This is a genomic window from [Chlorobium] sp. 445 (assembly GCA_002763895.1).
Taxonomy (GTDB): Bacteria; Bacteroidota; Chlorobiia; order Chlorobiales; family Thermochlorobacteraceae; genus Thermochlorobacter.
This window is the reverse complement of the sequence record NSLH01000004.1, coordinates 113,844-129,540: the sequence shown is the minus strand read 5'-3', so window position 1 is coordinate 129,540 and position 15,697 is coordinate 113,844. Positions and strand designations below refer to the sequence as shown.

Below are 15,697 nucleotides of genomic sequence, written 5' to 3'. Positions count from 1 at the left end.
ATTGGCATTGCGCCTGGCGCAAACATCAACTACGAGACAGGCTACGCTGTCTTTGAAGCCACACACGGCACGGCACCAAAATATGCAGGACAAGACAAAGTCAATCCCGGCTCGGTGATTCTTTCGGGTGAGATGATGCTGCGCTATCTGGGTTGGACCGAAGCCGCCGACCTTATCATCAAAGGCTTGAACGCTGCCATCGGACAAAAGACCGTAACTTACGACTTCGCCCGCTTGATGGAAGGCGCAAAAGAAGTCAAGTGCTCAGAATTTGCGAAAGAAATCGTAAAAAACCTCTAAGCAATGTGATAATTCTTCATTATACCTTTATAGTGTCCGAGCTGTGCATCTTTACACTATCCCGCTCGCCTATATTTACTGCGCCAATCCAGCGGTAGCGATTGAACGTATCGCGGTTTTTGTTGCAGACAATTTGAAAACAGGTCGAGCTGCCTTGCTTGGCAATTTCAACTGACCAGCCCAAAAAGATTTGATACATTCTAAACCAGTAGATTCCATATTTTTCCACAATCTTGCTCTCGTTGTGCATCCAGTTTTCATACCACAAATCAATTGTACGCGAATAGTGAATACCAATGTTCTCAACACTGTGAATTTCAAAACCCACACGCTCTAAATTTTTCACGACAAAACTGAGTGGCATACTGGCATCTGCACCCGAAAAAATGTACTTGTTCATGAACAGTCCCCAAACCGTGTCCTCGTTCATGATTGGCGCAAAGATGCCTGGACGCGCACGCAGTCCTGCAATTTGCAGGTAGAACAAACCGTCATCGTCGAGCAAGTTATAAACCTGAGCCATGAATTTTTTGAAGTTCTTGATGCCGACGTGTTCTGCCATCTCAAGACAGGTGATTTTGTGATATTTTTTCTCTGGGATATCACGATAGTCCATGCGCATAATTCGTGCACGGTCTTCCATGCCGTTCTCACGGATTTGATTCATGCCCCAATCTACGCCGGCTTGTGCAATCGTAATCCCTGTGGCATCAACGCCGTAGTGCTTGGCAAGATACATCACCAGCGTGCCCCAGCCGCAGCCGATATCGAGCAGTTTTTCACCAGCCTTCAGTTGAATCTTCTGCGCGACTAAGTCCATCTTGCGGTCTTGCGCAACTTCCAGCGACTCATCAGTTGCATGAAAAAACGCTGATGTATAGACCATTCTCGGACCTAAAAACCAGCTAAAAAAATCGTTTCGGTTATCATAGTGGCTGCGCACGATGCGCTCGTCTTGCTCTTTGGAGTGAATCAATACTTCGGGGATAAAGCGCGTAAAGAAAAATTTGTAATGCTCATCGATGAACACATATTCAAAAACATCGTTTTTGTGTTTCATAAGACGCTTGAAATCGCCGACGACGTCAATGTCGCCTCGCATATAGTCTTCAATGAAGTAGCCGATAGGAACTTTTGCGCGACTGTAGCGCGCCGAGAGACGTGGCTTTTTAAGCTCTACGAAATCTGAAATCTTTGGCATTGATGCTGTGTATTATTTGGTAGTAGATATTTAGCGGTATTGTTTAGTCGTACTGAGCGGTACTGTAATACGATAATACAATACACTGCTGAAAGATAGCATCATACGCATTAACGTAGATTCATGCACATTTTTACTTGGTGCATGCGTAGGTGCAGTGGTAGGCTGGGTTGCTATCACACCAGCAGCTGGATATGTAAGCGTAGGTGCAAGTCTCTTCATCGGTACTGTAGCCAGTATCATTAGCAATCTTGCCGTGCACTGGAAAAATCAATCCACGCTAGACGATACGCTCGATGTCTTCCCCTGTCATGGCATTGGTGGTATTGTGGGGGTCATTGCAACCGGCATCTTTGCGCAGGATGTAGGGCTTGCATTTGGAAAGACAGAAACATTTTTCTATCATCTTCTCAATTATTCCGCTGCGCGTCAGAGAAGAGCAGGAAGAAGCAGGTCTTGACATCAGCCAGCATGGTGAATCAATAGATGAAGTAACAACAGTACATGTATCAGGCGAACATAGCACGAAGACAAGTGCACCAAGCACCTTAGTAAATTGAAAGTGAAAGCAGACAAAGATGAGACAAAAGTCAGTAAAACACAGTGAGTAAGAGCAAGCGAGAAGGGCAAAAATTAGAAGGAGGAAAGGAGAATAACATATTCCTGTTTTCTTGGAAACGAAAAGTTGTTACCTGAACTTAAACCCTGCTCGCCGCAGGGTTTTTATTTTGCATCATCGGTGATGTATCTTTCAGAAAATGTTTAGCTCAACTAATCTATGCAAACAACGCTTTCACTTTCTTTTCCATCTTTGGCAAAAGATGCTGCAATCGTAATAGGATTTGCTGCACTGACGGCACTGGGTGCACAACTTGAAATCCCGCTGTATCCTGTACCAATGACGATGCAAACCGCAGCAGTGTTATCTGCAGGCGTCTTTGCAGGTGCAAGACTGGGTACAACAAGTCAGATACTCTACCTCGTAGCAGGGCTATTCTTGCCAGTCTATTCAGGTGGTGCGATGGGACCAGCACATCTTTTTGGACCAACGGGCGGATACTTACTTTCTTTTCCAGTTGCAGCGTATGTGGTCGGTATGCTGGTGAATCGTGAGCATAATGTCGTTCAAGCCTTCATCCGAATTGTTTTAGCAAGTCTCGTGATCTTTGCGATAGGTGCAGCATGGCTGAAAGTGGCATTGCAACTCTCCGCAGAAGCTACACTCGCTCAGGGTGTATATCCGTTTCTCATTGGCGATGTGCTCAAGTGCGCTCTCGTTGCAGCTAGTTTCTGGGCATGGTGTGCGCTAAAAAATCAAGCGCGAACTTAATGAGTGCTAAAACGGTTTTTACATCAAACAACTTCAATCACTAAACCTCGAAAGGAGACATATATGAGTTCAGTAGCAGAAACGCTGATTGATGCGCCAGCTACGACATCTGCCATCAACCTGACTGCTGGCGCTGCAAATGAAGTGCGCCGCATCATGGCGGAAAATAAAATTCCCGAGGCTATAAGCTGCGCGTGGGCGTTACAGGTGGCGGTTGCTCTGGTATGAGCTATGCGCTAGGCTTTGATATGCAAAAAGAAGGTGACGATGTCTATGTAACCAGCGGCATTGAGGTCATTGTGGATCGTCGACATTTGCTGTACCTCAATGGCGTAACGATTGACTACACAGACGGACTGCAAGGTCGTGGCTTTACCTTCAACAACCCGAATGCAACGAAGACCTGCGGTTGTGGCAGTTCGTTCTCGGCATAACTCAACTAAGCCTTAAAAAGTAAAGGGCGTTGCACAAACGCCCTTTTTCTTTTTCTGCGCAGGTGCAAAGCGCTAAAGTTGTGCAAGCAACTCACGTGACTCACGCTTATTTTGCTTATCGCCAGCAACCATCATAGGCAAGGAGAGAGCGGCTTTGAGGTGCTGGCGTGCATCTTCATCGCGTCCGAGCTTGATAAGCACCTTAGCGTAGGCATTGCGGTAGTAGATGACAGAAGGCTGAAGTGACACGGCTTTGGCAAGATATTTTTCAGCGTACTCGAAACTGCCCTCAGGTAGACCGCCAAAGAAAAGTTTGACAAAGGTACGCGAAACAAAATCCAAGTTTGCTAGTTCGTAGTGCCAAATCCCGAGAATAGCATTTGCCATGGCATTGTTGGGATTAAGTGCAAGAGATTTATCAGCGAAATTTTTTATCTCTAAGCCTAACTTGATTTTCTCTTCACCGCCACGAAAGAGTGCAATCTGCCCAGTTACCTGTCCGAGTCGCGCGTAAATTTCCGAACCCCACTCAGCGCTCGTGGAATCTAGTTGCAAGGCATCAAGCAAAATGGCGCGTGCTTTCAGATACATCGCTTCCTGTTGCGATCTAGGCTTCTGATACCCACCAAAAAATAAGCATCGGACATTTTGAGCAAAACTTCAGGGCTGCATGAGATATTCTTGGCTTCCTCGTAATACTTTATGGCAAGGTCGTAGTTGAAGGCACGGTAAGCAGAGTCGCCTGAAGCAATCATATCTTTGGCTTTTGCGATATCATCATGCGACATAGAAAATGCTACCTGTGAGACACTTAGTGCAAAAGAGAAAAAAAAGATAAAGAAAAAATTTCGCTTCATATCGGTTCTGTTTAGTTTTTGCGTTGAGCAAAAGCGTTGAGAGCAAAATTCAAATGTGCCTTAAATCATTTCAGTAAAATTTCAAAGCCAAGAGGCTATGAACGGCGCAACTCAGGTAAATTGTAACTGATGCCTTTCCACTTCACTTCTCGGCTGAAAGCCAAGACCACAGGCACTGCAAACACAAAGAGGAAGTAGTAAAGCTCAAAAAGTGGAAATGCCCAGAATGTGTGCAACTGCCGCAAACGAATAAGAACAGGTAAAAGGATTAGGGTATCAGCAAACAATTTTACGCTCAGTGCAGCAAATGCTATCGTGAGAGGCATCACAAAGAGTGCCATAATTGGCAAGAGATGTGCAATGAACATAAATGCAGCAAGGAGGGTCTGCACGAAACTGGCATCCAAACCACCGAGCGACCAGCGGCGCTTTTGCTCATAGAGTTCAGCAAGTGTCAGCATCGGCTCAGTTTGATTATGCGTGGCGTAGAGAAGTGGGAAGACAATTTTCCAGCGCGATTTCAAAATGGCTTGAAAGAGAGCGAAATCTTCGGTTACACTGAACTTGATACGTGCGTAGCCACCGATTTCATCATAGGTGCGTTTGCGAAAATTAAAATTATTACCGATACCGCCGATGGGAAATCCAAGTGAAGCTCGTCCTGAACTGATACCGAGAATATAGCACCAGTCGAGCAGTTGCATGGTGGCAAACGCGTTGATGGGTTTCGGAACAGTAATGCCACAAACAAGCCCGACATCATCGGTGAAGTATTTGATGGTCTCGCGTATCCAAGTCGGTTGGACCGTACAGTCCGCATCGGTCATCATAATGAACTCACCACTGGCGCGCTGCACGGCTTGATGAATTGCGTTAGCTTTGCCGCAAATCGGTTGATTCTGGTCTGCATGGATGAGTTTAACGAAAGGATACATCTGGCTATATCGCTCGACAATCTCGCATGTGTCATCAGTCGAGGCGCCATCACTGATGATGATTTCAAGTTTATCCTTTGGGTAATCGAGCTGAACCAGCGAGTCGAGTGTGCGCCCGATGTTGCGCTCTTCGTTGCGTGCGGCAACGACAACTGTTACACGTGGCAGGGTGTGCCACACTGTTGTTTTCGGCAAATTGAACAATCCAAGTGAAATAACAAATTGCTGAACGACATACGCGATCATCACAGCGAATGTCGCCCAAAGAAAAGTGTCGCTCATTAAGGTGAGTTTAGCTACGTTTGGAGTTTGAAAGGCGCAGTTTATATTTGCCGCTTTCAGTTTCAAAAAGCTAGTAAAACGCTTTCACAAAAATACACAAACGAAACTTCAAATCTTAGGATGCAATATGGCACTTATGAATAAAATGCGCGACAAGATGCACATCGTGCTCTATGTGCTCGTTGGCGCATTTCTTCTTACGATTGTCTTTGAGTGGGGAATGAATTTTACGGGGATGAGCTCAAGACGTGGCAGCGACGTTGGTGTGGTCAACGGCAAACCTATTTCTTTCAGAGAATATGAGACGCTCTACCGCAATTACCTCGAGCAATACCGTCAGCAACTTAAAGGACAAGAAATTGATGATCAGACAGAATCGCGTATTCAGGAGCAAGTCTGGGAATCGCAAGTGATGAAAATTTTGCTCGATGAAGAGTATGAAAAATTAGGCTTGAAAGTGAGCGATAAAGAAATCACCGATGAAATTTTCTCGGACAATCCGCCACTGGTGATTGCGCAGCAATTCCGTAACCCTGAGACTGGGCAAATTGACCGAGAGCGACTCAACAGTGCGATTGCAGATCCGCGCAACAAACAAGCCTGGATTCAACTTGAGCAATACATCAAGCAGCAGAAATTGCAAGAGAAAATGCAGACGCTGCTGACAGAGTCTTTACGCAGCACCGATAGTGAAGCGCGTCAAAAGTTTGACATGCAGCATACCAAAGTGAGCGGTAAGTTTGTGCTCTTCGATATGTCGCGCGCCAAGTCTGATAGTGCCTATTATGTCTCTGATGCGGAAATCAAGTCGTATTTCAATGAACATAAAGAAGAATATCGTCAAGAACCCACACGTGAAGCCTTGTATGTCTTTTTCCCAACCGACCCCACTGAAGCTGATAAAGAGCTCATCAAGAAAGAGTTAGAAGCGCTCAAAAAAGAATTTGCAGAGACAAAGAACGACACCGATTTTGTGCGCTTGCATAGCGATTCACCGCTCACCGAGAAGACACTGCGGCGCGGTCAGTTACCTGTTGAAATCGATACACTGGTTTTCAAGCCAGACACAAAGGTTGGAACCGTGCTCGGTCCAGTGCAAGATTTTGCATTCAATGAGTTTAAGCTTATCAAGATCACGTCGCTGAAAACTGATGCAGAGCTGCAAGTGCGCGCCTCGCACATTCTCTTAAAGCCCTCAGGCAGCACCAAAGCAGATACAGCAAAGACCATTGCCGAAGCAAAGGAATTGATGGCAAAAATCAAGAAGGGTGAAAGTTTTGAGAAACTCGCACGCGAAAAGTCTCAAGACCCGGGCTCTGCAGCAAGTGGTGGCGACCTGAACTGGTTTGGCAGAGGCAGAATGGTCAAGCCATTTGAAGAAGCCTGCTTCAAAGCTAAAGTTGGAGAGCTGATTGGACCTGTACAAACGCAGTTTGGAATTCACATCATCAAAGTTACAGGACGAGAAAGCCGTGAGTTCAAAGGCATAGAACTGACAAAGAAGATTGTACCGAGTGCTGCAACACTCGAAAAGCAGCGCCGCGTGGCAAGTGAATTTGAGTTTGAAGCACGCGAAGTCGGCTTTGACTCTGCTGCACAGCGTTCGTTCTACACAGTACGCGAAACTGGCGTTTTCTCACGCAACGGCTATGTGCCCATCATTGGGTACAACAACGCCATGGCTCGCTGGGGCTTTCGCGCTAAGCTTGGTGAAATTAGTCCTGTCATTGAAGCCAAAGATGGCTTTGCCGTGATGAAACTGACATCCATCAACGACGATGGTTATCGCAAATTCGACGACGGCTTGAAGCAAGAATTGAAAACAAGAATCATTCGTGAAAAGAAAATGCAAGACCTGCGCAAGTTGGCAGAGGAGATTTGGACCAAATGCGAAGGCAGTTTAGAGCGCGCTGTTGCGTTAGATTCACTCCTTCGTATTAGCGAGACAGGGACTGTAACACTCTCAAATCCTACCATTCAAGGTATTGGTTACGACGCTAATCTTGCCTCTGCACTTTCTGCATTAGAAGTCGGTGTGCTCTCCAAGCCGATTGATACGAATAGAGGCGTGATACTGGCGGTACTCACAGAGAAGACGAAAGGCAAAGACGAAGATTTTGAGAAAGAAAAGGAAGCGCTGCGCAAGCAAATTGCAGAGGATAAGCGTGGGCGCATTGTGCAAGAGTGGACACAAGCCTTGAAGAGACAAGCGCAGATTCAAGACAATCGCTCGCTTTTCTACTAAATCTTTTGTAAATTTCTGAGCAATACGCTAAATTTGCAGCCCTTTTGTGAAGCGTGCTGGTGTAGCTCAGTTGGTAGAGCAGCTGATTTGTAATCAGCTGGCCGGGGGTTCAAGTCCCTCCACCAGCTCAAAGACGCTAAGTTCTGATTTCTGGTGGAAGTGACCGCTTAGGTGTTGAAGTGATGGTCTAGCAGGTTAGTGTCTAACAACACTTCGCATGTTGATGCGCGCCAAGTTCTAAAAGCGAATCTTCAAAAAAGGGTAGGTAGCGAAGTGGTCAAACGCGACTGACTGTAAATCAGTTGACTTATGTCTTCGGAGGTTCGAATCCTTCCCTACCCACACAGAAATCAAAGGGACATGCTGATGTAGCTCAGTTGGTAGAGCACGTCCTTGGTAAGGACGAGGTCACCGGTTCAATCCCGGTCATCAGCTCAAGCTAAACGACAGGTGGGCAGTGCAGCAAAGTCATTGCGCTCAAAGCGCGTTCAAATAACGGCGTAAGTGCCCACAAGGTTTGCATGTGTCGGTGCGAGAGTTGATGATAACTTTCAGCAAGGACTGACTTACGGGTGTAGCTCAATTGGTAGAGCAGCGGTCTCCAAAACCGCAGGTTGTGGGTTCGATTCCTACCGCCCGTGCGGCATATACCAAAAATTGAATGACAGAGTTAAATCTTAAATCCTAATGCTTCTAACATTTTAGCATGGCGGAAAATAAAGTATCGCTTGGCGCGCGTATTTCAGGCTACTACAACGATGTGGTTAGCGAAATGAAAAAAGTAACTTGGCCTACTCAAGAGGAGGTCAAGGAATCTACGCTGGTCGTGCTGACTGTCTGTGGGATTTTGGTGATTGGTACCTTTATCGTCGATGAAACGCTCAGTTTTTTGATTAAGAAATTGGTTTCGCTGCTGTAACATAAACGAAGGAAGAAGGAAGGTTAAAAGCATATAGGCAATGAGTGAACAAACTGAAGAAAAACAAGCCCAGAGTACAACGACGCCACTCTCCCTCTCTGGAGAACGCCGCTGGTACACGGTAAGAACATATTCGGGACACGAGCGCAAAGTAAAAGAGCATATTGATAAGGAAGTGGCAAAGCAAGGCTTGCAAGATAGATTGTCGCAAGTCTATATCCCGTACGAGAAATTTGTGGAAGTCAAAGACGGAAAGAAAAAAAGTCGCACGAAGAATGCGTTTCCGGGCTATGTGTTAGTTGAAGCGATTTTAGACAAGCAGACGAAGAACCTTATTCTGGATACCCCTTCCGTGATAGGCTTTTTGGGTATCAACGATGTGCCGACGCCGCTTCGCCCTGATGAGGTAAAGCGACTACTTGAGCCACAAGAAGAACAAGAACGGCGAGTGTCAATGAAAGCGCCGTTCGAGATTGGCAGTACGGTCAAAATCATTGATGGACCATTTAATTCGCTAACGGGGGCAGTGCAAGAAATCAATGCCGAGAAAATGAAGGTGAAAGTGCTCATTAACTTCTTTGGCCGCAGTACCCCAACCGAAGTGGACTTCTCGCAGGTAAAATTGATAACGGGAAATTAAGTAATTCTAAAGCGACATGGCAAAAAAGATTACGGGCTACGTCAAACTTCAAATTCCAGCAGGTCAAGCTAATCCTGCGCCGCCGGTGGGTCCCGCGCTGGGTCAAAAGGGCGTCAACATTATGGAGTTTTGCAAACAGTTCAACGCAAAAACGGCAGCGCAACAGGGATTGATTATTCCTGTTGTCATCACGGTCTATTCCGACAAGTCGTTTAGCTTTGTTACCAAAACACCACCGGCACCAGTGCTCTTGCTCAAAGAAGCAAAAATTGAGAAGGGCTCAGCTGAGCCCAACCGCACAAAAGTGGGAAAGGTAACGCGCGCGCAGATTCGCAAAATTGCTGAACTGAAATTGCCTGACCTAAACACCACGTCCATTGAAGCTGCCGAAAGAATGATTGAAGGCACAGCAAAAAATATGGGCATTACGGTCGAGGGATAAAGTTTTCTTCAACTGTGGGAGACACTGCAACAGTGTCGCCAAAACCACTTGATTTACGATGGCAGGAAAAAAATACAAGCAAGCGTTAGCTAAGATTGACCAGAAAAAAGAATACGAGGTCTTAGAAGCTGTCGCTAAAATTAAGGAAATCAGCACGACAAAGTTCGATGCATCCGTCGACATTGCAATGCGTTTAGGTGTCGATCCAAGACAAGCTGATCAAGTCGTGCGGGGCACTGTGGCATTGCCACATGGCACAGGCAAAACCGTCCGGGTGTTAGTGATGTGCAAAGAAAATAAGCAACAGGAAGCCAAAGAAGCAGGTGCGGACTATGTAGGACTTGCCGAATATGTCGAGAAAATTCAAGGTGGCTGGACGGATGTGGATGTTATTATCGCTACACCAGATGTCATGGGTGAAGTAGGTAAGTTAGGTAAAGTGCTGGGCCCGCGTGGCTTAATGCCTAATCCGAAATCGGGTACTGTAACGATGGATGTTGCCAAAGCTGTTAAAGAAGTCAAAGCAGGAAAAATTGAGTTTCGTGTTGACAAAGCTGGGGTTGTGCATGCAGGGATTGGCAAGGTTTCGTTTGATGAGAAAAAGCTGGCTGAGAATGTGCAAGCCTTCATTAGTGCAATTATGCGTGCAAAGCCCGCGGCAGCAAAAGGTCAGTATGTCAAAAGCATTTACCTTTCAAGTACGATGTCGCCCAGCGTGAAAATTAAGCGCGATGTGGCTGTCTAAAAACTCTAAACCATAGCAAGGAAGATGAAACGACCTGAAAAAGAACAAGTGGTTGAGAAAGTCGCTGAAAAAATGAAGCGTGCGACAGCGTTTTACCTCACTGAATTCCAAGGGATGACCGTAGCACAGACGCAAGAGCTGCGCAACGAGCTGCGTAAATCGGGTATTGAATATAAAGTTGTCAAGAATACCCTAATCAAAAAAGCTATTGAGCGCGCACAACTTTCCGATAAACTCTTTCCAGCGCTCAAGAACACCACGGCGATTGCCTTTGGCTACGATGATCCGATTGCGCCAGCAAAAATCTTGAAGAAATTTTCGGAAGGAAATGACAAACTCAAGTTCAAAGGCGCATCCGTTGAGGGGCAGGTCTTTGACCACACGCAGTTGGCAACAATTGCCACGATGACCAACAAGGTAGAAAACATTGGCAAGGCGCTGGGGATTATTAATCAAACGATTGCTGGGGTACCGATGACCATCAATGCAGTAATGCGGAATCTGGTGAATGTGCTTGACCAAATCGCCAAACAAAAAGCTGCTAGCGCGCAGACTTAGGAAATTACGCACTCTTAAAATTACGCACTCAACTTAACTCTCGGCGAATGGCTTCTACGTTCGCCGATACAAACTGAAAAGGACAAAGAACAATGGCATCAGTCGACACGCTCGTTGAAGAAATTGGAAAACTTACGCTCACCGAAGCTGCCGAGTTAGTCAAGGCATTAGAAGCAAAGTTCGGTGTAACGGCAGCAGCGCCTGTGATGGTTGCAGGTGCAGCGCCTGCAGCGGGTGCAGGCGCAGGTGCAGCGGCACCTGCCGCGCCCGTTGAAGAGAAAACAGAATTTGATGTTATTCTCAAGAGCAGTGGCGCAAACAAAATCAATGTCATTAAAGTGGTGCGTGCTGCTACAGGCTTAGGGCTCAAGGAAGCCAAGGATCTGGTCGATGGCGCGCCGAAAACTGTCAAGGAAGCCATGCCAAAGGCAGATGCTGAGAAACTCGCAAAAGAACTGCGTGATGCGGGCGCAGAAGTAGAGCTGAAATAAGTTGCTCTTGCAAGCGTAAGTAATGCAAAACCGCTAAGCTCCATCTTGCTCAAACAAGATGGGGCTTTTCTCTTTTCTATTTTCAAAAAAATTGTTACGACAACTTGCGGGGAACTTGATTTTGTTATTATATTGTTGATTGCCAGTAAGGTAACCGTTCCATAAATCTCTTAAGAAGACTTCTAGACTTGACGCGTAGGCAAGGAATTACGAGGCGGTTGAGTGGCAACAAGACTGTAGCAGGTTTTGTAGCCTTCAAGCGCTGGGTGATTATCCCTTCTCAAATCTGCATTGAATACGGTTTCACAACAAGTTAACTCTTCAAAAGCGAGGCGACCGTGAAAGCAAAGACTTCCAAGAAAAAGGTAGAGCGCATTTCTTTCTCAAAAATTCAGCAGATCATTGAGCCGCCAGATTTGCTCAAGGTGCAACTGCGCTCATTCAAAGATTTTATTCAAGATGATGTCCCTCCAGAGCAGCGTAAAAACAAAGGCTTGGAAAGTGTCCTACGCAGCAGTTTCCCGATTACAGATACACGCGGGCTATATCTGTTGGAGTATATCAGTTACACGATTGATAAACCGCGCTATACCGTAGAGGAATGCATCGAGCGTGGTTTGACATATGAAGTTTCGCTTAAAGCCAAACTCAAACTCTCACTTAAAGACGAGCCAGAAGAAACGGATTGGAAGGAGACAATCGAGCAGGAAGTGTATTTAGGTAAAGTGCCATATATGACCGACCGTGGCACATTCATCATCAATGGTGCAGAGCGTGTGATTGTAGCGCAGTTGCATCGCTCGCCGGGTGTGGTGTTCAGCGATAGCACGCATCCGAACGGTAAGAAAATCTACTCTGCGAAAATTGTACCGCTGCGTGGCTCGTGGATTGAATTTGTTACCGACATCAACAACTTGATGTATGTCTATATCGACCAAAAGAAAAAGTTTTTGGCGACCACACTTCTGCGTGCGCTCGGCTTTGCAAAAAACGATGAAATCCTGCGGCTCTTTGACCTCATGGTTGAAATGCCTGTCAAAAGAGATGATGCCAACGAGGAACTCATTGGTCGCTACTTAGCCACAGATGTGGTCAATACGCAAACAGGTGAGGTGATTACGGCAGGGACGCAAATTACCGATGAACATATTGAACAGTTTCTCAGTGCTGGCATTACAAAAGTGAAGGTGACGCGCAGCGAGAAAGAAATGGATATTGACCGCACGATTATCCTGAACACACTCGCAAAAGATGAATCGCATACCGAAGAGCAAGCGCTAGAACAAATCTATCGTGAATTGCGCTCAAACGAAGCTCCTGACATTGAAGCGGCACGTGGACTCCTAGAACGCACATTCTTCAATAACAAAAAGTATGACTTAGGCGATGTAGGGCGCTACCGCTTGAACAAAAAATTAACCGCCGAGTTCAAGGAACTGCTCGAGATTCTAAAACGAGATGGTCAGCTGAAAAAAATCGCTGAGGGTTTAATTGAAAAATTTGGAATTGGCAAGTTTGATGAAAAAGGCATTAGCCCAGACTTTACCGTGCTCTCGCAGTTCGATATCATCGCAATTATGTATTACCTCATCAAATTGATGAATGGCAGAGTAGAAGTCGATGATGTCGACCATCTTTCAAATCGTCGGGTCAAGACGGTAGGGGAGCAATTAGCGGCACAGTTTCTCGTGGGACTGGCACGAATGTCGAAGAATGTCAAAGAGAAACTCAATGCTCGAGATGCAGAGAAAATTACCCCCTCAGACTTGGTGAATGCTCGTACGGTCTCGAGCGTGATTTCAAGTTTCTTTGGTACAAGCCAACTCTCGCAATTTATGGACCAGACGAATCCACTAGCGGAACTGACAAACAAGCGTCGAACTTCCGCACTCGGTCCTGGCGGCTTGACGAGAGAACGTGCAGGTTTTGAAGTGCGTGATGTGCACTACACACACTACGGCCGGCTCTGCCCGATTGAAACACCTGAAGGTCCTAACATCGGTCTTATCTCATCGTTCTGCATCTATGCTGAAATTAATGAGAAGGGCTTTATTGAGACACCGTATCGCCCTGTAAAAAATGGGGTCGTTGAAAGCAAGCCGGTGTTTCTTTCAGCTGAAGATGAAGAAAACAAAATTACGGTGCCAGCCACGGTGCCGATGAAGAATGGGAGGTTAGCTGTAGAGAGTGTCCAAGCGCGCCGTAAGGGCGATTACCCGCTTGTGGAAGCCTCACAAGTCGATTACATCGATGTGGCGCCGCAGCAGATTGTGAGCGCTGCTGCAGCACTGATTCCCTTCCTTGAACACGACGATGCGAACCGTGCACTGATGGGGTCAAATATGCAACGTCAAGCTGTTCCGCTGCTCCGAGCAGAAGCCCCGCTGGTAGGCACAGGTCTGGAAGAAAAAAGTCGCACGCGATTCTCGCACGATGGTCATAGCAGAAGGCACAGGTACAGTAGAATATGTTGATGCAAATCAGATTGTGGTGCGCTACGACAAGCGGATCGACGATGATGCGGAAGGCTCTCTGATTGATGTCGACGAGACCGTCAAGACCTATCGCCTCACAAAGTTTTTCCGCTCAAACCAAGATACCTGCTTGAATCAGAAGCCGATAGTCTCGATTGGACAGCGCGTCAGAAAAGGTGATGTATTGGCAGATGGCTCATCGACGGACAACGGTGAACTGGCACTTGGCAAAAATGTGCTGGTTGCCTTTATGCCTTGGCGTGGATACAACTTTGAAGATGCAATTGTGATCTCTGAACGACTCGTAATGGAAGATGTTTATACTTCCATTCACATTCATGAGTTTGAGCTCACCGTGCGTGATACCAAGCGAGGTGAAGAACAATTCACGCGTGATATTTACAATGTCAGTGAAGAAGCCTTAAAGAATCTGGATGAGAATGGCATTATTCGCGTCGGTGCGGAAGTGAAAGAAAAAGATATTCTCATCGGCAAAATTACGCCGAAAGGAGAGAGCGATCCGACACCCGAAGAAAAACTGTTGCGCGCTATCTTCGGCGAAAAGTCCAGCGATGTGAAAGATGCTTCGCTGCACGCACCGCCGGGCATGCGAGGCACGGTAATTAAGACCAAGCTCTTCAGTCGTAAAAAGAAACTCGGCGAAGATGTCAAAGTGCGCCTAACAAAACTCGAGAAAGAATTTGATAAGAAAAAACTTGAGTTGCGCGAAAAATTCCTTGCGCGTCTTGTGCATTATCTGGGTGATAAGGAATCTATTGGGGTCAAAAACTTGCGCGGTGACACAGAAATCCGAAAAGGGACGCGTTTAGCAAAGATAACTTAGAGCCTTACACTGCGCTCAACAAGCTCGAGAAGTTGGATCTTGAACACGGCTTTGTAGAAGCCACCAAAACAAACAATCTGGTTCGACGCTTGATTGAAGAATATCGCCGTCGCATGAAGGACCTTGACGATGAACTGGAAAACGAAAAGTATAAAATCAATGTGGGCGATGAGTTGCAGCCCGGTATTGAGGAGTTAGCAAAGGTTTATATTGCGCAGAAGCGCAAGTTGCAAGTGGGTGACAAGATGGCGGGCCGGCACGGCAACAAAGGTGTGGTTGGCAAGATCGTGCCCATCGAAGATATGCCATTTATGGAAGATGGCACGCCCGTTGACATTGTGCTGAACCCACTCGGCGTGCCGAGCCGAATGAACATCGGGCAACTCTTTGAGACTTCGCTCGGATGGGCAGCAGAAAAACTCGGCGTCAAATTCGCAACACCCATCTTTGATGGGGCAACCTACGAAGAGGTACAAGAAAAACTCAAAGAAGCAGGCTTGCCTGTCAATGGCAAAATCAAACTCTACGATGGGCGCACCGGCGAAGCCTTCGATCAAGAAGTAACCGTCGGCGTCATTTACATGATGAAACTCTCACATCTGGTCGATGATAAGATCCATGCGCGCTCCACAGGGCCATACTCGCTGATTACACAGCAGCCACTGGGTGGAAAAGCACAGTTTGGTGGTCAGCGATTTGGTGAAATGGAAGTCTGGGCGCTGGAAGCCTACGGCGCATCGCACATCTTGCAAGAAATGCTGACTGTCAAATCCGATGATGTGCAAGGGCGAACGAAAACTTATGAAGCTATCGTAAAGGGGCAAAATCTGCCTGAACCCAGCGTTCCTGAGTCGTTCAACGTGCTTGTGCGCGAGTTGCAAGGTCTGGGTCTTGAGATTCGCATTGACGATAAGGTACCTTGATAGCGAGACTGCATGCCGAGCATGAGGCTAAACTGTTGAAAGGATATTCTAAATGTGAAGTGCGGCGACAGAAAAAT

13 protein-coding genes, 4 tRNA genes and 3 pseudogenes are annotated in these 15,697 nt (G+C 46.6%); 16 read left to right on the top strand and 4 right to left on the bottom strand.

What is annotated here, in order from left to right; translation table 11 throughout:
* On the top strand, positions 1 to 300 hold a 300-nt coding region (locus CMR00_03095; GenBank protein PIO48855.1), incomplete at its 5' end, for an isocitrate dehydrogenase (NADP(+)).
* A gap of 19 nt (positions 301 to 319) precedes the next feature.
* Here CMR00_03095 and CMR00_03090 read toward each other — a convergent pair.
* A complete protein-coding gene (locus CMR00_03090) occupies positions 320 to 1,501 on the bottom strand; it encodes an SAM-dependent methyltransferase (GenBank protein PIO48854.1) in 1,182 nt (393 codons plus the stop codon).
* Positions 1,502 to 1,586: 85 nt separating this feature from the next.
* On the opposite strand from CMR00_03090, the pseudogene CMR00_03085 reads away from it, so the two are divergent.
* The 3 genes and pseudogenes from CMR00_03085 (at position 1,587) to CMR00_03075 (ending at position 3,265) form a co-directional block, all read left to right on the top strand.
* Positions 1,587 to 2,061 (top strand): annotated as a pseudogene (locus CMR00_03085) (hypothetical protein).
* A gap of 218 nt (positions 2,062 to 2,279) precedes the next feature.
* Positions 2,280 to 2,831 (top strand): hypothetical protein, encoded by a 552-nt coding sequence (locus CMR00_03080; GenBank protein PIO48853.1) that lies wholly within the window; start codon positions 2,280 to 2,282, stop codon positions 2,829 to 2,831.
* Between the two features lie 63 nt (positions 2,832 to 2,894).
* Positions 2,895 to 3,265, top strand: a pseudogene (locus CMR00_03075) (iron-sulfur cluster assembly accessory protein).
* 72 nt (positions 3,266 to 3,337) lie between these two features.
* On the opposite strand, the gene CMR00_03070 reads toward CMR00_03075, so the two are convergent.
* The 3 genes from CMR00_03070 to CMR00_03060 form a co-directional block, all read right to left on the bottom strand.
* Positions 3,338 to 3,856 carry a hypothetical protein gene (locus tag CMR00_03070; GenBank protein ID PIO48852.1) on the bottom strand — a complete coding sequence of 173 codons (519 nt, stop codon included), beginning with the start codon at positions 3,854 to 3,856 and terminating at the stop codon, positions 3,338 to 3,340.
* On the bottom strand, positions 3,847 to 4,122 hold the full coding sequence (locus CMR00_03065) for a hypothetical protein (protein ID PIO48851.1): 276 nt from the start codon (positions 4,120 to 4,122) through the stop codon (positions 3,847 to 3,849). The genes CMR00_03070 and CMR00_03065 overlap by 10 nt, the downstream gene beginning before the upstream one ends.
* A 95-nt stretch (positions 4,123 to 4,217) precedes the next feature.
* The gene (locus CMR00_03060) at positions 4,218 to 5,339 is read right to left on the bottom strand and encodes a hypothetical protein (protein ID PIO48850.1); all 1,122 of its coding nucleotides are present in this window, start codon (positions 5,337 to 5,339) and stop codon (positions 4,218 to 4,220) included.
* A 127-nt stretch (positions 5,340 to 5,466) separates the two neighbouring features.
* On the opposite strand from CMR00_03060, the gene CMR00_03055 reads away from it, so the two are divergent.
* The 12 genes and pseudogenes from CMR00_03055 to rpoB all read left to right on the top strand — a co-directional run bounded on the left by CMR00_03055 (position 5,467) and on the right by rpoB (position 15,620).
* Positions 5,467 to 7,584: a hypothetical protein gene (locus CMR00_03055; protein PIO48849.1), complete on the top strand. Its 2,118-nt coding sequence runs from the start codon at positions 5,467 to 5,469 to the stop codon at positions 7,582 to 7,584.
* 55 nt (positions 7,585 to 7,639) lie between these two features.
* Positions 7,640 to 7,715: transfer RNA gene (locus CMR00_03050), tRNA-Thr, on the top strand.
* 128 nt (positions 7,716 to 7,843) lie between these two features.
* Positions 7,844 to 7,926 (top strand) — tRNA-Tyr (locus CMR00_03045).
* A 20-nt stretch (positions 7,927 to 7,946) separates the two neighbouring features.
* Positions 7,947 to 8,022 (top strand) — tRNA-Thr (locus CMR00_03040).
* A gap of 130 nt (positions 8,023 to 8,152) precedes the next feature.
* Positions 8,153 to 8,225 (top strand) — tRNA-Trp (locus CMR00_03035).
* Positions 8,226 to 8,290: 65 nt separating this feature from the next.
* Entirely contained in the window at positions 8,291 to 8,503 is a 213-nt protein-coding gene (locus tag CMR00_03030) for a preprotein translocase subunit SecE (protein ID PIO48848.1), read from the top strand.
* Positions 8,504 to 8,543: 40 nt separating this feature from the next.
* Positions 8,544 to 9,143, top strand: coding sequence for a transcription termination/antitermination factor NusG (gene nusG / locus CMR00_03025; protein PIO48847.1), 600 nt, complete (start codon positions 8,544 to 8,546; stop codon positions 9,141 to 9,143).
* Positions 9,144 to 9,159: 16 nt separating this feature from the next.
* Entirely contained in the window at positions 9,160 to 9,585 is a 426-nt protein-coding gene (rplK, locus tag CMR00_03020) for a 50S ribosomal protein L11 (GenBank protein PIO48846.1), read from the top strand.
* Between the two features lie 58 nt (positions 9,586 to 9,643).
* Positions 9,644 to 10,330, top strand: coding sequence for a 50S ribosomal protein L1 (locus CMR00_03015; protein ID PIO48845.1), 687 nt, complete (start codon positions 9,644 to 9,646; stop codon positions 10,328 to 10,330).
* A gap of 24 nt (positions 10,331 to 10,354) precedes the next feature.
* Positions 10,355 to 10,888: a 50S ribosomal protein L10 gene (gene rplJ, locus CMR00_03010; protein PIO48844.1), complete on the top strand. Its 534-nt coding sequence runs from the start codon at positions 10,355 to 10,357 to the stop codon at positions 10,886 to 10,888.
* A gap of 92 nt (positions 10,889 to 10,980) precedes the next feature.
* Positions 10,981 to 11,379, top strand: coding sequence for a 50S ribosomal protein L7/L12 (locus tag CMR00_03005; protein ID PIO48843.1), 399 nt, complete (start codon positions 10,981 to 10,983; stop codon positions 11,377 to 11,379).
* 338 nt (positions 11,380 to 11,717) lie between these two features.
* Positions 11,718 to 15,620, top strand: a pseudogene (gene rpoB / locus CMR00_03000) (DNA-directed RNA polymerase subunit beta).
* Positions 15,621 to 15,697: the final 77 nt, after the last annotated feature.